Origin of the sequence: Marinifilum breve (assembly GCF_003202155.1) — a bacterium.
GTDB lineage: Bacteria > Bacteroidota > Bacteroidia > Bacteroidales > Marinifilaceae > Marinifilum > Marinifilum breve.
This window is the reverse complement of record NZ_QFLI01000003.1, coordinates 54,646-69,685: the sequence shown is the minus strand read 5'-3', so window position 1 is coordinate 69,685 and position 15,040 is coordinate 54,646. Positions and strand designations below refer to the sequence as shown.

At 35.3% G+C, this 15,040-nt stretch carries 13 protein-coding genes, 1 tRNA gene and 1 pseudogene; 6 read left to right on the top strand and 9 right to left on the bottom strand.

Annotation, left to right across the window (positions count from 1 at the left end; translation table 11 throughout):
• Positions 1-134: 134 nt before the first annotated feature.
• On the top strand, positions 135-1,958 hold the full coding sequence (locus DF185_RS07835) for an ABC transporter ATP-binding protein (RefSeq protein WP_110360198.1): 1,824 nt from the start codon (positions 135-137) through the stop codon (positions 1,956-1,958).
• A 120-nt stretch (positions 1,959-2,078) separates the two neighbouring features.
• On the opposite strand, the pseudogene DF185_RS07830 reads toward DF185_RS07835, so the two are convergent.
• A pseudogene (locus DF185_RS07830) lies at positions 2,079-2,306 on the bottom strand (GIY-YIG nuclease family protein); the annotation flags it as partial.
• Between the two features lie 297 nt (positions 2,307-2,603).
• On the opposite strand from DF185_RS07830, the gene DF185_RS23565 reads away from it, so the two are divergent.
• Complete coding sequence (locus DF185_RS23565; RefSeq protein WP_165835980.1) at positions 2,604-2,750, top strand: hypothetical protein; 147 nt, start codon at positions 2,604-2,606, stop codon at positions 2,748-2,750.
• Between the two features lie 135 nt (positions 2,751-2,885).
• Here DF185_RS23565 and DF185_RS07825 read toward each other — a convergent pair.
• Positions 2,886-2,958, bottom strand: a tRNA-Trp gene (locus tag DF185_RS07825).
• A 252-nt stretch (positions 2,959-3,210) separates the two neighbouring features.
• Between DF185_RS07825 and DF185_RS07820 the strand changes: the two genes are divergently transcribed.
• Positions 3,211-3,654 (top strand): (4Fe-4S)-binding protein, encoded by a 444-nt coding sequence (locus DF185_RS07820; RefSeq protein ID WP_110360197.1) that lies wholly within the window; start codon positions 3,211-3,213, stop codon positions 3,652-3,654.
• A gap of 35 nt (positions 3,655-3,689) precedes the next feature.
• Here the strand turns inward: DF185_RS07820 and DF185_RS07815 are convergent, their stop codons facing one another.
• The 5 genes from DF185_RS07815 to hpf all read right to left on the bottom strand — a co-directional run bounded on the left by DF185_RS07815 (position 3,690) and on the right by hpf (position 9,395).
• Positions 3,690-4,601, bottom strand: coding sequence for a DUF4249 domain-containing protein (locus DF185_RS07815; protein WP_165835979.1), 912 nt, complete (start codon positions 4,599-4,601; stop codon positions 3,690-3,692).
• 10 nt (positions 4,602-4,611) lie between these two features.
• On the bottom strand, positions 4,612-7,191 hold the full coding sequence (locus DF185_RS07810) for a TonB-dependent receptor (protein WP_110360195.1): 2,580 nt from the start codon (positions 7,189-7,191) through the stop codon (positions 4,612-4,614).
• Between the two features lie 7 nt (positions 7,192-7,198).
• Positions 7,199-8,149: a FecR family protein gene (locus DF185_RS07805; RefSeq protein ID WP_110360194.1), complete on the bottom strand. Its 951-nt coding sequence runs from the start codon at positions 8,147-8,149 to the stop codon at positions 7,199-7,201.
• A gap of 264 nt (positions 8,150-8,413) precedes the next feature.
• Positions 8,414-8,953, bottom strand: a complete 540-nt coding sequence (locus tag DF185_RS07800; RefSeq protein ID WP_165835978.1) for an RNA polymerase sigma-70 factor — start codon at positions 8,951-8,953, stop codon at positions 8,414-8,416.
• Positions 8,954-9,104: 151 nt separating this feature from the next.
• Complete coding sequence (gene hpf, locus DF185_RS07795; RefSeq protein WP_110360192.1) at positions 9,105-9,395, bottom strand: ribosome hibernation-promoting factor, HPF/YfiA family; 291 nt, start codon at positions 9,393-9,395, stop codon at positions 9,105-9,107.
• Positions 9,396-9,910: 515 nt separating this feature from the next.
• Between hpf and DF185_RS07790 the strand changes: the two genes are divergently transcribed.
• Both DF185_RS07790 and DF185_RS07785 read left to right on the top strand, forming a co-directional pair.
• Positions 9,911-10,753 (top strand): helix-turn-helix domain-containing protein, encoded by an 843-nt coding sequence (locus tag DF185_RS07790; RefSeq protein WP_110360191.1) that lies wholly within the window; start codon positions 9,911-9,913, stop codon positions 10,751-10,753.
• A gap of 109 nt (positions 10,754-10,862) precedes the next feature.
• Positions 10,863-11,492: a LysE family translocator gene (locus tag DF185_RS07785; RefSeq protein WP_110360190.1), complete on the top strand. Its 630-nt coding sequence runs from the start codon at positions 10,863-10,865 to the stop codon at positions 11,490-11,492.
• A gap of 263 nt (positions 11,493-11,755) precedes the next feature.
• Here the strand turns inward: DF185_RS07785 and DF185_RS07780 are convergent, their stop codons facing one another.
• A complete protein-coding gene (locus DF185_RS07780) occupies positions 11,756-12,829 on the bottom strand; it encodes a hypothetical protein (protein WP_110360189.1) in 1,074 nt (357 codons plus the stop codon).
• Positions 12,810-13,328, bottom strand: a complete 519-nt coding sequence (locus DF185_RS07775) for an RNA polymerase sigma factor (protein ID WP_165835977.1) — start codon at positions 13,326-13,328, stop codon at positions 12,810-12,812. The genes DF185_RS07780 and DF185_RS07775 overlap by 20 nt, the downstream gene beginning before the upstream one ends.
• Before the next feature lie 432 nt (positions 13,329-13,760).
• On the opposite strand from DF185_RS07775, the gene DF185_RS23560 reads away from it, so the two are divergent.
• On the top strand, positions 13,761-14,987 hold the full coding sequence (locus tag DF185_RS23560; RefSeq protein WP_165835976.1) for a formylglycine-generating enzyme family protein: 1,227 nt from the start codon (positions 13,761-13,763) through the stop codon (positions 14,985-14,987).
• The last annotated feature ends 53 nt before the right edge of the window (positions 14,988-15,040 follow it).

Below are 15,040 nucleotides of genomic sequence, written 5' to 3'. Positions count from 1 at the left end.
AATGTAAAGTGTTGAAAAAGAGCAATTCTGTATGGCGGTTTCTTTTAGGCTGTAAGAGTTGTACTTTTACAGCCTATTTTTATTGGGTAGACTCTTGATAGCCCAATGTACTTGTTTAACTATTTATACTTTTAATGAAAGATTTTTTTAGTATCCTCAAACGCTTTCTACCTCCTTACAAGGGAGATTTAATATTGAGTTTTATCTATAATTTACTTGGTGCTGTTTTTGGTGTGTTCTCATTTGTAATGATGAAACCAATTTTGGAAATTCTTTTCAATATTACGGAGCCAATTAATGAAATGGTAGAGTGGGAGTTTAGTACAAGTGCTTTAAATCACAATTTCTACTATTACACTACCCAAATGAAAAATGATTATGGAGCTGATTCAGCTTTAATTTTTGTTGGAATGGTACTTGTTATTGCAGTGGCGCTAAAAGTAGGCTTTACTTACTTTGGATCATATCATATCGTTAATATTCGAAATGCAGTTGTTCGAGACCTAAGAGTTAAACTATACCATAAGATTATAAGTCTTCCTATTCCTTTTTTTACAGATGAAAAAAAGGGTGATATTATTGCTAGATCAACTGGTGATGTTCAGGAAGTTGAGAATTCAATCATGAATTCATTGGATATGTTTATAAAGAATCCAATCATTATTCTTGTAGCTCTTATTGCTATGATCAAAATGAGTCCGGAATTGACTCTATTTGTATTTATACTTTTACCAATAGCAGGTGGAATAATTGGTAGAATTGGTAGAACTCTTAAAGGAAGGTCTAGAATAGGACAAAATTTGATGGCCGATTTGTTATCAACTATTGAGGAAACACTTTCGGGATTGAGGATTATCAAAGCATTTACAGCAGAGAAAAAAGTGGAATCAAAGTTTACTAAAGAGAATAATGATTATCGCAGAACAATGAATTCATTAATGAGGAGAAGAGTTTTAGCTCATCCGGTTAGTGAGTTTTTGGGAACAATGGTAATTGTAATTGTACTTTGGTATGGAGGTAGATTAATTATTGACGGCAAAGGAACAATGAACGGAGCTGACTTTATCACTTATTTGGTTATTTTCTATTCTGTGATTAATCCTGCGAAATCATTTTCGAAAGCATACTATAGTATTCAGAAAGGGTTGGCAGCAATGGATAGAATTGATCAAGTATTAGAGGCAAAATCGACCATTACAGATAAAGAAAATGCAGAATCAGTAGGTGAATTTTGCAATTCTATCCATTATAAGAATGTTACTTTCTCATATAATGGAGAAAGGAATGTATTGAAGAATGTTGATCTGGAAATTCCAAAAGGAAAAACAGTGGCATTGGTTGGTCAGTCGGGTTCTGGTAAAACTACTTTCGTGGATTTGTTACCACGATTTTACGATGTAAATGAGGGTAGCATTTTGGTTGATGGTATTGACATTCGTGATTATAAGATGAAAGATTTACGTAACCTGATGGGGAATGTGAATCAAGAATCGATTCTTTTTAATGATACCATATTTAATAACATTGCCTTTGGAGTTGAGAACGCAACAATGGATGATGTAATAGCTGCTGCTAAAATTGCCAATGCTCACGACTTTATCAGTGCTACAGAGAATGGTTACGATACCAATATTGGAGATAGAGGTAGTAAGCTTTCAGGTGGTCAACGTCAGCGATTGAGTATTGCACGTGCAGTGCTTAAAAATCCTCCAATTATGATTTTGGATGAGGCAACTTCAGCTTTGGATACAGAGTCGGAAAGATTGGTACAGGATGCTTTGGATAAATTAATGAAGAATAGGACTTCATTGGTGATTGCACACCGTTTGTCGACCGTTAAAAATGCCGATTTAATTTGTGTTTTCAACGAAGGAGAAATTGTAGAACGTGGTAAACACGATGAACTAATAGAGAAAGATGGAGCCTATAAGAAGCTATATGATATGCAGCTGTTGTAGGTTTGAATCCTCTGAATTAACAGGTCCTTCGACTCCGCTCAGGATCCTTTGGATCTGCAAAGTGGAGTAGGAGCTTAGGTCCCTGAGCGAAGTCGAAGAGCCGCAAATATATCAAGCGCATTACAAATTTTTGTAGTGCGTTTTGTTTTTACATGCTGAGAGTAATTTTAGTTCTTCCTTTTGATTATTAATCAATGCTTCTTTCTTTATTCTACTCCAACCCTTAATTTGTTTTTCTCTGTAGAACGCATCATCTATTCTATCAAATTCTTCGAAATAAACCAACTTTACTGGTAAGTGCTTTTTTGTGAAATGAGAACCTAAGCCAAGCATGTGTTCTTCTAATCGTTTATCTAAGTTCTAGGTACTGCCAGTATAGTAAGAACCATCATTGCATTGTAATATGTAGGTATAGCAGAACATATTATATGAGCTTGGTTTAAAGAAAATTCTTTTATTTTTTTTGGTCCTTAGACTACACTCAGGAACCTTTGGAAGTGTAAATTGAAGTAGGATGCTTGTAGGTCTATGGGCGAAATAGAAAGGTTATTGAATATCAAATACAATTTTTTGTAACGTCCTAGGCAAATATCCCGTACAAATATCTGATAATATGAATTTTTGAAGAACTAAAAATTTGATGTTATGTCTAAAACTTTTAGAGCTGAACAGACCAGAGAAAAGAGAAGACGACCTCAATCGAAGAAATCAAAAAGAGGATTTAAAAACAATTTAAACCGAGAAAGTTATCAGGAAATAGCAGACAATTATTTGATTAAAGAGCGTGTGTGAAATCACCGATAGGTGACTCTTCATACCAGAGTGAAATAGTATTAGTGTTAGAACAATTAAAAACAGAGAACCGCCTTCGGGCGGTTTTGTTTTTTATAGATACAAAAAAACCTTCCGAAAAATCGGAAGGTCTTGCACGGGAGGAGAGACTCGAACTCCCGACACCTGGTTTTGGAGACCAGTGCTCTGCCAACTGAGCTACACCCGTGTGTTTTGTAGACTTCAAGACTATCGTTTCTCAAAAGTCTGCGACAAAAGTAGAACATTTTTTTAGATCTGCAAGAGCTTTTTTATACTAAAATTAAGAATTTATTTCGCCTGCTTTTGCTTGTTTTTGCAGGTGGTTCAGGATGAGGAGATTGTTGAAAGAACTTTTTTTATGCTTTAAAATAAAAATCTGCAATTTTTTTAAAAATGTGGTAAATTAAGAGGTGACAATCTAACATCAAAACAAGAAATCATGAAGAATACAAAAAAAGAATATTCAAACGGAGAAGTAACTGTGGTTTATGATTCGGCGATTTGTATTCACGCCGGAACCTGTTTTAAAGGTTTGCCAACAGTTTTTCAGCCTGGAACTCGTCCTTGGATAAAAATGCAAGGAGCAGATACGGAATCAATCATCAAACAGGTACAAAAATGTCCATCGCGTGCTTTATCCTTTTACATGAATACTCCGGAAGAGGATGAGGCGGATAAGGGACCTATTAAAGCGTTAGAAACAGGAAAAAAAGTTGAGGTAATGACAAACGGACCATTAATGGTTGAGGGGCCAATTACGCTGGTTAGATCGGACGGAAAGCGCGAAGTTATGGAAGATGCGTGCTATTTTTGCAGATGTGGAGCATCGAAAAACAAGCCATTCTGTGATGGAACGCACAATGATATTGGTTTTAAAGAATAAAAAAAGAGCACTCAATTGGGTGCTCTTTTAGGTATTTAATCAGTTGTAAGTAAAGTTGATGTTCGAGTAATGGAGTAAACAGCAAAAAAGCCTATTGCTCCATTTGAAACATTTGATGCTATATTTCCTGGAGGGCCAGAAAACATGTCTTGTCCTTCATCTTGTTGTTTTAGTTGAGAAACGAAATCGTAATATTCTTCAGTTATGGCATAGGTTTCTAGAGTCACCTTGTCGTTTTCTTCCAGTATTTCATCTGGTTTTGCTTGACTTAACTCTCCAACATCTGCTCCTTTTGTTAATTCGCCATTAAAATAAGTATCTTCTTGGACGATGATTTCAGTTATGGTGTCATGAACCAGAACATCATTTATACTACAAGCATAAGCGTAGAAATCCTTTGTTTTAATATCATCCTGCATATATAATGAAACCAACCAAAATGCACCTTCGTCTTCATCATCACCTTCTGGTTCATAATCAGGATCGAAATGCAATTCTATCTTTTCTACAGTATATGGATATTTCATGGTAGAACTGGCCGAATATTCCTCCATGTTTCCATCATCATTGACATCTACATTTGTAATGGATAGAGAATAGGTTTTGCCAGGTTCTCCCGCAAATTTATTCTCACTCTCATAATGTCCAGCTGAAGTTTCAATATAATTATAGGTATTACTGCCATCTGTTACAGTAACAATTGCATTTTGAACTAGTACTGCCTTTTGATTAAAAAATACATCACTAGATTCCTTTAGAATTACAGTATGGTTTTTAAAATCAGATGTTACGCTAGCTTCCACAGATAAACGTGTATCTCCTTTGTCAACTTTTACATTAATATCTTCTGTACATGAACAAATTGTAATAACAAAAATTAACAGGCAAATGGGTATGATTTGCTTGTTGGTGAATGAAGGAAGAGAGAGGTGTTTTAATATATTCATTTTCATCATTCTAAAATTTAAAGTTATAAGTAATTGAAGGAACAAAGGTAAATAGGTATGTTTTTTCAGCTTTCATTACGTTAGGGTTGTTGTCATCCTGCTTGAAACTGATGTACCATGGATTTTTTCTACCATATGCATTGTATAAAGAGAAATTCCATTCACCTTCCCATTTACGTCCAGGTTTCTTTTTCCCTTTTAATGTAAGAGCTAAATCCAAACGATGATTGTCTGGCATTCTATATGAGTTTCTTCCTGAATAAATTTTTACCAATGCTCCTTGGTATTCAGCTCTACCAACCGGATAGGTAACAGGAGATCCTGTTGAGTAGGTAAAGTTTGCAGAAACTGTAGTTCTTTTTGTTAGTTTATAACTTAAAGCTGCTTTTATATTGTGCGGTACATCATATGGAGAACGGTAAGATTTCCCATTATTGATCCCATCTATTGTACGTCTTGTTCTCGACCATGTATATCCAACCCAACCTTGCAAGCGATTAAATTTAAGGTTTGTAGTAAATTCAAAACCATAGGCTTTGGCCGATCCAGTTCTTAATTCACCTTCCAGGTGTTTATTTAGAAGTAATTCAGCAAAATCCTTAAAATCTATAGAGTTGTGTAATTTCTTATAATATCCTTCTAATGACATTTCGATGGTATTGTCTCTAAAGTTTCTGAAATACCCTAATGCAAACTGATCGGAAGTTTGTGGTTTTACATTTGGCGAAGCTGGGAACCAAACATCCAGTGGCAATCCTCCCGTAGAATTTTGAGTTAGCTGCATGTATTGAGTGGTTCTGGAATAACTAGCCTTTACAGATGAAGTTGGACCAACACTATATTTAATACCTAAGCGAGGTTCCCAATTGGTGTAGGTATTAAAAATTTTGCCATTCTTATATTTGGTGGAATCTGTAACATTATAGTTTTCATCAAACTTATAAACGGTTCCTTTTCCAATATTGTTGAACATGCTAAAACGTAAACCGTATTTCAAAGTCAAGCGATCACCAATTTTTTGCTCATTGGAAATGTATAGCGCCTCTTCCAATGCATTTGATTCGTTCACTTTATAATCCGAGAATATTGACTGTTCACCCAGGCCATAAGCATGTCCGGGTTCAAATTTGTGATAGATAATAGCACCTCCAAATTTGATATTGTTATTGGCATTAAGAAAGTAGTTGAAATCAAGTTTTGCCGAATAATCTTCCATATTTGATTTCCACATGAATGCATCAACACCTAATCTATTTGAAATTTCATAATCATACTTGCTATACAGGAAGGTGGCATTTGAAAATAGTTTGTTAGAAAAAAGGTGATTCCAACGTAGACTTATGGTTTTGTTACCAAAGTTTAATTCATTCTCATTACTTTTAAATTTATCTTTTCCCAGATAAGTTGAAATAAACAAACGATTTTTATCATTAAAGCGATGGTTGATTTTTGCATTTACATCGTAAAAGTAAACGATATTATTTTTGACGTCTTCGTCGGAAGATAATCTAAGAAATAAATCTGCATAACTTCTTCTTCCTGATAGCATAAAAGAAGTCTTTTCATTTTTACCAATAGGCCCCTCAAGAGTTAACCTTGATGAAACCGTACCAATACCACCATTACCACTAAATTTTTTGCTGTTTCCATTTTTCATTCTGATATCCAGAAATGATGAAAGACGACCACCTACTGCGGCAGGAATATCACCTTTGTAAAGTTTCATATCACTTAAAGCATCATTATTAAATACCGAAAAGAATCCTAAAAGGTGAGAGGCATTGTAAACCGGAGCTTCATCCAAAAGCAAAAGGTTTTGGTCAGGATTACCTCCACGAACACTAAAACCACTCGACCCTTCGGCAGCAGGTTTTACGCCGGGAAGCATTTGAACAGCCTTAATTAGGTCGACCTCACCCATTAAGGCAGGTAACTTTTTTATGGTAGTGGCTGGCATTTTTACTACACTCATTTCAGCTCGCTCAACATTACTGGCTGCAGCTTCACCTCTTACAACTACTTCTTTTATTTGAAGATTATCAGAAGATAAATCGATATTCAAACTCAAGTTATCGGTAACTTCCACAACTTTAGTTTGAGTTTTTGTTCCCAAAAAAGAATAGCTAAACGTATAATAACCAGCAGGAACACTTAAAGAGTAAAAGCCATATGGGTTGGTGATTGTACCTTTTTTCAGTTCTTTGATATAGAAGGCAGCTCCAATTAAGTCTTCACCATTGTTAGCATCTTTTATATAGCCGCTAATGGTTACTGTCTTGTTTGGGTACTTTTTAAAAGCAATCTGATTTCCAATGATTTTATGTTTTAACTGAAGCTGCAAACATACCTTATCCAGTAATATACTTAGTTGGTAAGATTTTTTACCCAAGTAAATTTTCTTTTTCCCAAGTTCTGTGCTTGGGTAGGTACAGTTCAGTTTGGTTTGATTTTTAATCAAATCCATTAGCTCCACAAAGGAATAAGACTCTTTGTTGGTTTTAATGATTTGGTTGTCTTTTGGTTGAGACATTGCCGTATTCATCCCCAACAGCATAAAAATGGCTGCTAGAAAAAGAAATATATTTCTCATGTACGAATTATTTTAGTAGGATGTACGAATTGTTTTTTTCGATATCAAGATCTAAGGTGAAAGAAATGGTTTCCAGGATATTTTCCAGTTTTTGATTTTCAAATACTGTTGTCAACCTGAGTTGTGGGATCATTTCTCCTTCCAGTCTGATATCTACATTAAATAGTTCATTTAAATCGCTACATATCGATTTTAAACTTTCGTTCTGATATGCTAAATACTGAATTTTTAATTCTGAATTTTGAGATTTATTGGAGCCTTTTAGAATTACATGTTGCTTGGTCATAAACTTCGCTTTATCACCTTTCACCAGTCGTACCTTATTTGTTGGTTCATTTTTTCCCCTAAACTCAACAATTCCCGATTCTACCTTAATAAAGGTATTGCCATTAGCTTCCGAAATTCGAAATGATGTTCCGATAACTTGTGTTTGGGTTTGACTGGTGGAGATGATAAATGGTCTGTTCTTGTCTTTTGCTACATTAAAAAAAGCTTCCCCTGTAAGCTCAATAGATCTCACCTTTTCTGAAAAGTGTTTCGAATGCCTAATACTACTTCCCTGGGCCAACAGAATTGTACTTCCATCAGGCAGGTTCAACAGCTTTTCACTTGCAATATTATTTACAACCAATATTTGATCCGAATCGGTATTCATAAATAAATACGATGTAATTCCACTTACAATTAGAATTGTCATTGCAGCCGCGTACTGCAGGTAACGGCGAATTTTAAGTCGTTTTTGTAAGTTTTTCTTTTGTAATATTTTGCTGTAAGCTTTTTTCGAATCAAATTCAATTTTCTTTGTGGATGAAGATTTGCATTCCCAATAAAACTTTAACTCTTCAAAGTATTTTTGGTTCGCAGCATCTTCCTTTATCCAATTTTCCACTGCCTGTTTTGTTTTGTTGTCACATAGCTCGTTTAAATAATCTGTTAATATTTCTGTGTTAATTTTCATGGCCCTGAAATCTTAATACATGTATAAATAAATTGCAATTCTATAGGTAAGACATCTAAATTTAATTTACCCCTATAGAATTTTCATTTTTTTTGAAAAAATGTTTTTGCACTCTTATCTACTTCGTGAATTACTCTTTAATTACATTTCATTTTAAACTGAAAAGAAATGTAAAAGGAGGGTGGAATAGTTAAATTTAGGTGTTGTCTCTTTTCAGGGGAGATCCTGATAGGGAGAGGGGTGTTTGGGGGAAATTTAAAAAAATTACCCTTTCACCATCATCAAGAAATAAATAAGCAAGTCATTCTTATCCAATTGAGATCTTAATTTTTTAATTGCCGTATTCATCTGGTTTTCGATGGTTTTTTTAGAAATGTTGAGGTGTTCAGAGATTTCATGATAGGACATTTGCATATTACGGCGCATGATAAATACCTCTTTACATTTTGGCGGTAAATTTTCAACGGCGCGTTCCACTTTCGTTCTAATTCTGGCAAGGTTCTCTTCTCGATTTATCTCAAAAGGAGTCTCCATTGGATCTTCAACTTCCTCGATAGGCAGAATGCTTTGCTGTACATTTTTTTTCATTTGGCTAATGCAGGCATTCTTAACCGCTCTGTACAAATAAGAAGAAATAGATGTGCTTATTTTGGGAGGAGAATCCCAAATTTTAAGAAATATGTCCTGCACCAAATCTTCGCACTGATCTTGATCAGTTAGGAATGAATAGGCATAATTGCACAAAGGGGAGTAATACTCTTTGAAGCAAGTATTAAAATCAATTTTGTGGGTGGAGTGGGACAATTGTATTTTTATTTTCGTTCGCTGCGTTCAAAAATAGAAATATAATCCAATTTATCTGAGAAATAAATGTGAAGAAAAGTTAAAGGCAATTTTGGTGAGGATTTAAAGCAAAAAAAAAACGGAGCCGATTGGCTCCGTTTCTGTTCGAGGGTTATCTCTTTTCTTTATATCGTAGAATTTGGCTTCGAAGTGCATCTGCTACCAAATCTGTTGCTTCTTCAAATGTTTTGCTTTGTTTTTTTGCAAATAGTTCCGATCCTGGGACCTGCATTTTCACCTCAACAACCTTATTTTCTCTATTACTAGCTTTGTCTACGTTTAGTATTACATCGTAAGTGGTAATACTGTTTTCCAACTTCTCAAGCTTTTTAAGTTTTTGGTTAATGAAAGCTTCTAATTTGCTATCTGCTTTAAAACCTACGGATTGCATTTTCATGTTCATCACAATTCCTCCTATATTTAATATCCACAAGTGGATAAGTTAATATTCTGATAAGTGTAAACCGGTTTTATTCTGCGCGTATGTTCGGCTTCGTTAAGCCTTTTTGATTAATCTTTCTACCCTGAAATTAAGCAAAAAAAATAAGCTTACGAAACGAAACCTGCGATTTTATTGAAGTTTAACAAATATTAATTTTCAAAGTGTTCAAAATAAGCAAACTAAAAAAATAAATTTTTTAATTGTTAAAATTGATAAGGAATTTTAACACTAGAATATACTGTTTAGCGCCTATTTTCATTGGTAAAACGCTTGGTTTGGCACTGTATTATTTTACAAAATCATGATTAATATCTCAAGTTGATGATACATTCATAATTTAGGTCCAATTCCAAGTAATTGAAGATCTAATGGGTTGAAGCTACTATTAGATTCCATTTTTCTTTGGAGAACGTGCAATATTGATATTTGGTAAAAATCAATTAGATTGCATTTCCTTTCTTAATACAAAAGAGTTGATGAAGATACAGGAGTTACAAAATGAGAATCACGACCATTTGTCTTTTCAAATGATAGAAATCGATCACAAACCCGTGTACGATTTTACCAGCATTCACAGGCATGATTATTTCGAGATCATTTTGTTCGAGAATGGTGGGATAGGATCACAATTGATCGATTTTAAAGAATATCCAATTCGAGAGAAATCATTGTATGTGGTCATGCCCAACCAAGTGCATTTGATGAAGCGCAAGAGGGAAGAGAATGGGATCATCATTCAGTTTACCAAAGAATTCTTGCAAGCCAGTTTATTGCCTGTTCAGAGCGATTTTGTGAAAATGCTCCGAAAGAACCCTTGTACTCAGCTCGATTCGGAGAACTTCGATTTGCTTTACAATGGCTTTACCCAATTAAAGGAACTATACTTTTCCGAAGGGGAATACAAAATGCATCAAATCAGGCATCTGTTTGCCTATGTGTTTTTTCAAATTTTGGGCACCCTTCCTAATAAGGCTGAAAGTTCGAAACTTGATGCTTTGGTAGATCGCTTTATAGACTTGGCAGAGAGCAATTTTAAACAAACCCGCCTGGTTGCCGATTATGCAAAAATGCTAAATGTATCTCTGAGTAAACTGAATGGTGAGTTAAAGGAGAAAATGGGCAAAACACCTTTGCAGATTATCCATGAGTTGCTGGTATTGGAAATCAAAAGTATGCTCTTGGCCGAAGATCTGACGCATAAGGAGATCAGTTACCAATTGAATTTCGACAGCCAGAGTTCTTACAGTCGATTTGTGCAGAAACATTTGGGATGTAAACCTTCCGATTTAAAAGAGCAATTGCTAAACATTCATCCATAGGTGTTGAGTCAAAATGCAAATGGCACAATTTGATGTGAGAATTGCTAAAGCGCATTTGCCCCATTTCTACTTAATTTGTTTCTAAGTACTAACGAAAGAATTGTGTAGAATGGAATTAGAGATGATACTTTCTTTTTTAACGGCTTCAGTGGTATTGTCAATCATGCCAGGACCCGATAATATATTTGTATTGACCGAAAGTGTAAGTAGTGGACAGAGAACTGGCCTGGCCATTTCATTGGGATTATCGCTTGGTGTTTTGGTACACACCTCGGCAGCTGCTTTGGGTTTGTCCATTATAATACAGCAATCGGCCCTGGTTTTTACTGTAATTAAATACTTGGGTGCTGCATATCTGTTCTATTTGGCCATTTCTGCTTTAAGAAGTAAAGACGATGGAAACCAGAATGAATCGATGAAGCAAGAAGTGCCAAGGGGGGCATTCAAGCTGGTTCGAAAGGGTTTCTTAATGAATGTGCTAAACCCTAAGGTATCCTTGTTTTTTATTGCATTCCTACCACAGTTTATAAGCAAATCAGATATTCATGTGAGTATGCAGATGATTGTTTTGGGAATTGTATTCATGCTACAGGCTTTGCTTGTATTTAGCCTGATTGCCATTCTTTCAGGGCGATTGAATCGTTACCTGAACAGTCAGAAATTTTGGAAAATTACTCAATGGAGCAAGTTTGGTGTTTTGTCTGTTTTAGCCAGCTTGCTTTTAATATCTGAGAAATAATTGTATCGAGAATTTACCTACTAACATACAATTTCAAGATCCTGATGGATCAATTGAGAAAGTCGCCAATGGCGGCTTTTTCTTTTTTAGGATAACCAAAAATGATCGTATGGCACATTTTTGTGTTGAAATTGCTAAGTGTTAAACCTTACATTATTTATTAATTAGTAGAACCAAATAAAAAAATGATTTGGTAAGTATAGGGGAAAGATGCATTGTGGTTAGTGGAATTTTTCCCCTTTCTAATTGTATGCTTATTGATATTATCTTTTACGATTAAGTTGGATTCTAACTCCCAGCTGATGACCATTTATTTTCTGATCGGATGGCTTGAATAGGTAATTGTAATAGATGCCTGTATTGTATTTTCTTAAAACAGGGATTCGAAGTTCAAGTCCGGTTGAAATCATCAATGGATTGTAATAATTCGCATCACCATTCAGTGATATGGTTTTGGATATTACTCCAGCTTTTGCAGAAAGACGATTGTTTCTGGTTTTTATCACATGATAACTAAGTCCGGAGAAGAAGTTGATTCGATGTTGTATACCATCGGCAGTTAAAACCTTCACCGTTGAACTTTCAGCACCCTCGCCCGATGTAAATTCTCTAAGTTGATTCGGACTGTAATGCAAACCTCCATATACTCCCAATCGATTCCAGTTGTATTTAGCTTGAATACCTGCTATAAAACTGGCAGATTTCATGTATTGCATACCAGCATCAATGGCCATGTTGAAGTCTTTTTCTATTCTCTTCTTCTTTTTGTTCTGAATTTTAATTCGCTTGTGAAAGCTTTCATGCAACACCAAAGGTTCTTCGGCTTTGATTATGCCAGCATATAAATATTGTTGATCTGCAATGGCTGCATGTTTCCTTTCTTCATTTGATGGTTTTTCCTTAAAAGCAGGAGCACCTGATTCACCCAAATCGTTTAGTAGCTCTATACTTGTAGATATTTCTCTCGTAGATTTCTGTGCCTCTGTATCTGTATCTGTATCTGTATCTGTATCGGTGATGTGAAGATTATAATTGTTGTTTGCCGAATGCAAGTCAACTGTTTTATTGATTTCTATTTTGTTATTGTTGTTAAGCTGTTCACTCAACTCACGGTTCTCCAATTGGTTCTTATTCGAAAATAGAAAATAAGCTCCTACAATCATTCCAATGGAAAGAATGGCACCCGCAAAGAATTTACCTGTCAAAAACACAGATGGATTTGAGACAGGAATTTTACCTTCCAGATTATTCCAAAGTTGATCTGGAACCGGTGGATTGTATTCATCCAGCGTTGATTTGATATAGTCGGACCAGTTGTTATCCCAATTGTCTTTCATGGAACTTTAGAATTTGTTGTAAACTATTTTTAGCTCTTCTCAAGTGACTTCGACAAGTACTTACGTTTATTCCTAATTTCTCGGATATCTCATCGTGATTATATCCTTCGATTTCGTGAAGTGTGAAAACAAATCGTTGTACTTGCGACAATTGATGTAAGGCCTTTAATATTTCCTCTGCCGATAGCTTTTGCTCAACATCCGATGTCCATCCATCCTGTATGTTTTCATCCAGATCAAGATGATCGGGTCTTCTGTTGGACTTTCGATAATAGTCGATTGCCGTATTGATTACAATACGTCGCAAGAATGCTTTAATTTGTTGTTTCTCCATATCTTCTTCCATTGAAGAAAATAGTTTTAGGAAACTGTCGTTTAAAACTTCCCAAGCGTCCTCCTTACAGCCTACAAATCTAAGAGCAATGGATAATCCATAAGCGCTAAATTCGTCAAACAACTGTTTGTATAACTTATTTTTATTGGTTTTTCTAATTCTCAAAGCTCTTCTCTTTTCTGTAGTTCGCAGAAAAACGCTGTTTTAACCCATGACGAAATATTTGGGTGCAGCGTTGCAAGGGGGGGCGCAAAAATAAAAAAAATATCATGTAAATGATAGATTATCTGAATTGTGAGAAAAAATATTTTTTTTTCTGCAACGCTAGTTGCTTTCTGTTCGATTAGGATAAATGAAGCGCAGAAACTTTAGGTTCTGTTATCAAAAACGATCAAATCATATAAAAGAATTAGAATGAAAGCTTTCTCCTTAATCCGTACAATGTTTATTGCCTTGGTAAATCCAGTAATAAGATTACTCGAATTGCTTCGATAAATAAAAATCAAAAAAAATTAAACCCAGTGCAACGCTGGAATCAAAACCTACGTCTTGGGTTAATAACAGAACAGAATTATAATCAAATCACAGAATAATAAAATGAAACATTTTTCTTTAATCAGTGCAATGCTAATTGCATTCTTATTTGTGTCTTGTAGCAAAGACGACGTGGTTATGCCAACCGAGTATGGCAAGTTGGCTTTTAATATTAAACCAACAGCAAGTGGAGTAAAAAGTTCAGGTGGCTTAGGTGAGCTTACTCATGCTATTGTTAGTATTGAAAAAGGGGGCGTTATTTTTCAGGATTATGAGCTGAAAAAAATTAAAGTTTCGGATTGGGGTTCGGGAACTTTGGTAAGCGATGAAATTAAGCTGTGGGTAGGCTCAGACTATAAATTGGTTCGTTTTGAATTGCAAAACAAAGACAACAAGACACTTTTTGCTGCACCAGTAGCAGGTTCTACTTTGGCTTCAAAAGTTAGCAATCCTCTCGACATTGCATTTAGCATCGAAAAAGACAAATCAACTCCTTTAGAAGTTGAGGTGCTGATTACAGCTGGAGCTGATCCATCAGATTTTGGATTCGTGCAGTTTAATGTAAAAGTAGTGACAGATACCGATAAGGAAATGGTTTTGGTTGAAGGTGGCACTTACGATTTGGCAGTAGGATTCAAGAAGGAAGGTGATAATGTTGTGGACAAACACTATAATGTTACTCTTGATGATTTCTACATTGGCAAACATGAAGTAACACAAGCACAATGGCTGGATATCATGGGAACCAAACCTAAGGGCTTCGTGGGAGGTAATATGCCTGCAAACAATGTAAGCAAAGCTGAAGTACTGGAGTTTATTAAAAAACTAAATGCTAAAACAGGTGAAAACTATCGATTGCCAACTGAAGCTGAATGGATTTATGCAGCACGTGGAGGAAATCAAACCAAAGGATTTACTTACTCGGGAAGTAATGATTTGGATGAGGTTGCCTGGCACAAAAATAACTCGGGAATGAAGGCGCATCCTGTAGGAGAGAAGCTAGCCAATGAATTGGGCTTATATGATATGACCGGAAATGTGTGGGAATGGTGCAGCGATACTTACGAAGACACAGGAAGGTTGGCCTATGATAATACTACGGTAACAAATCCTAAAAATGAGAAAGGTGTTTTTATTGTATCAAGAGGAGGAGCATTCAACTTAGAGTGGGAAGGTTTCTTTTCAATCAATCCTTTAAATCATCCATTTTGGAGAGGTACCAATCGAAATGTAAACCATCCGGAGTCTAATTTTGAAAGCATTGGGTTCCGATTGGCAAAAAGTAAATAATTATTCTAATTGTCGGATTTAAATTTAGAATAATACAATAAGGGATAACTGGT

Excerpts from the sequence above, each read along its gene's own strand:
- DF185_RS07835 (WP_110360198.1), top strand. The coding sequence starts at position 135 with ATGAAAGATTTTTTTAGTATCCTCAAACGCTTTCTACCTCCTTACAAG.
- DF185_RS23565 (WP_165835980.1), top strand. The coding sequence starts at position 2,604 with ATGTCTAAAACTTTTAGAGCTGAACAGACCAGAGAAAAGAGAAGACGA.
- DF185_RS07820 (WP_110360197.1), top strand. The coding sequence starts at position 3,211 with ATGAAGAATACAAAAAAAGAATATTCAAACGGAGAAGTAACTGTGGTT.
- DF185_RS07815 (WP_165835979.1), bottom strand. The coding sequence starts at position 4,601 with ATGAATATATTAAAACACCTCTCTCTTCCTTCATTCACCAACAAGCAA.
- DF185_RS07810 (WP_110360195.1), bottom strand. The coding sequence starts at position 7,191 with ATGAGAAATATATTTCTTTTTCTAGCAGCCATTTTTATGCTGTTGGGG.
- DF185_RS07805 (WP_110360194.1), bottom strand. The coding sequence starts at position 8,149 with ATGAAAATTAACACAGAAATATTAACAGATTATTTAAACGAGCTATGT.
- hpf (WP_110360192.1), bottom strand. The coding sequence starts at position 9,395 with ATGAACATGAAAATGCAATCCGTAGGTTTTAAAGCAGATAGCAAATTA.
- DF185_RS07790 (WP_110360191.1), top strand. The coding sequence starts at position 9,911 with ATGAAGATACAGGAGTTACAAAATGAGAATCACGACCATTTGTCTTTT.
- DF185_RS07785 (WP_110360190.1), top strand. The coding sequence starts at position 10,863 with ATGGAATTAGAGATGATACTTTCTTTTTTAACGGCTTCAGTGGTATTG.
- DF185_RS07780 (WP_110360189.1), bottom strand. The coding sequence starts at position 12,829 with ATGAAAGACAATTGGGATAACAACTGGTCCGACTATATCAAATCAACG.
- DF185_RS23560 (WP_165835976.1), top strand. The coding sequence starts at position 13,761 with ATGAAACATTTTTCTTTAATCAGTGCAATGCTAATTGCATTCTTATTT.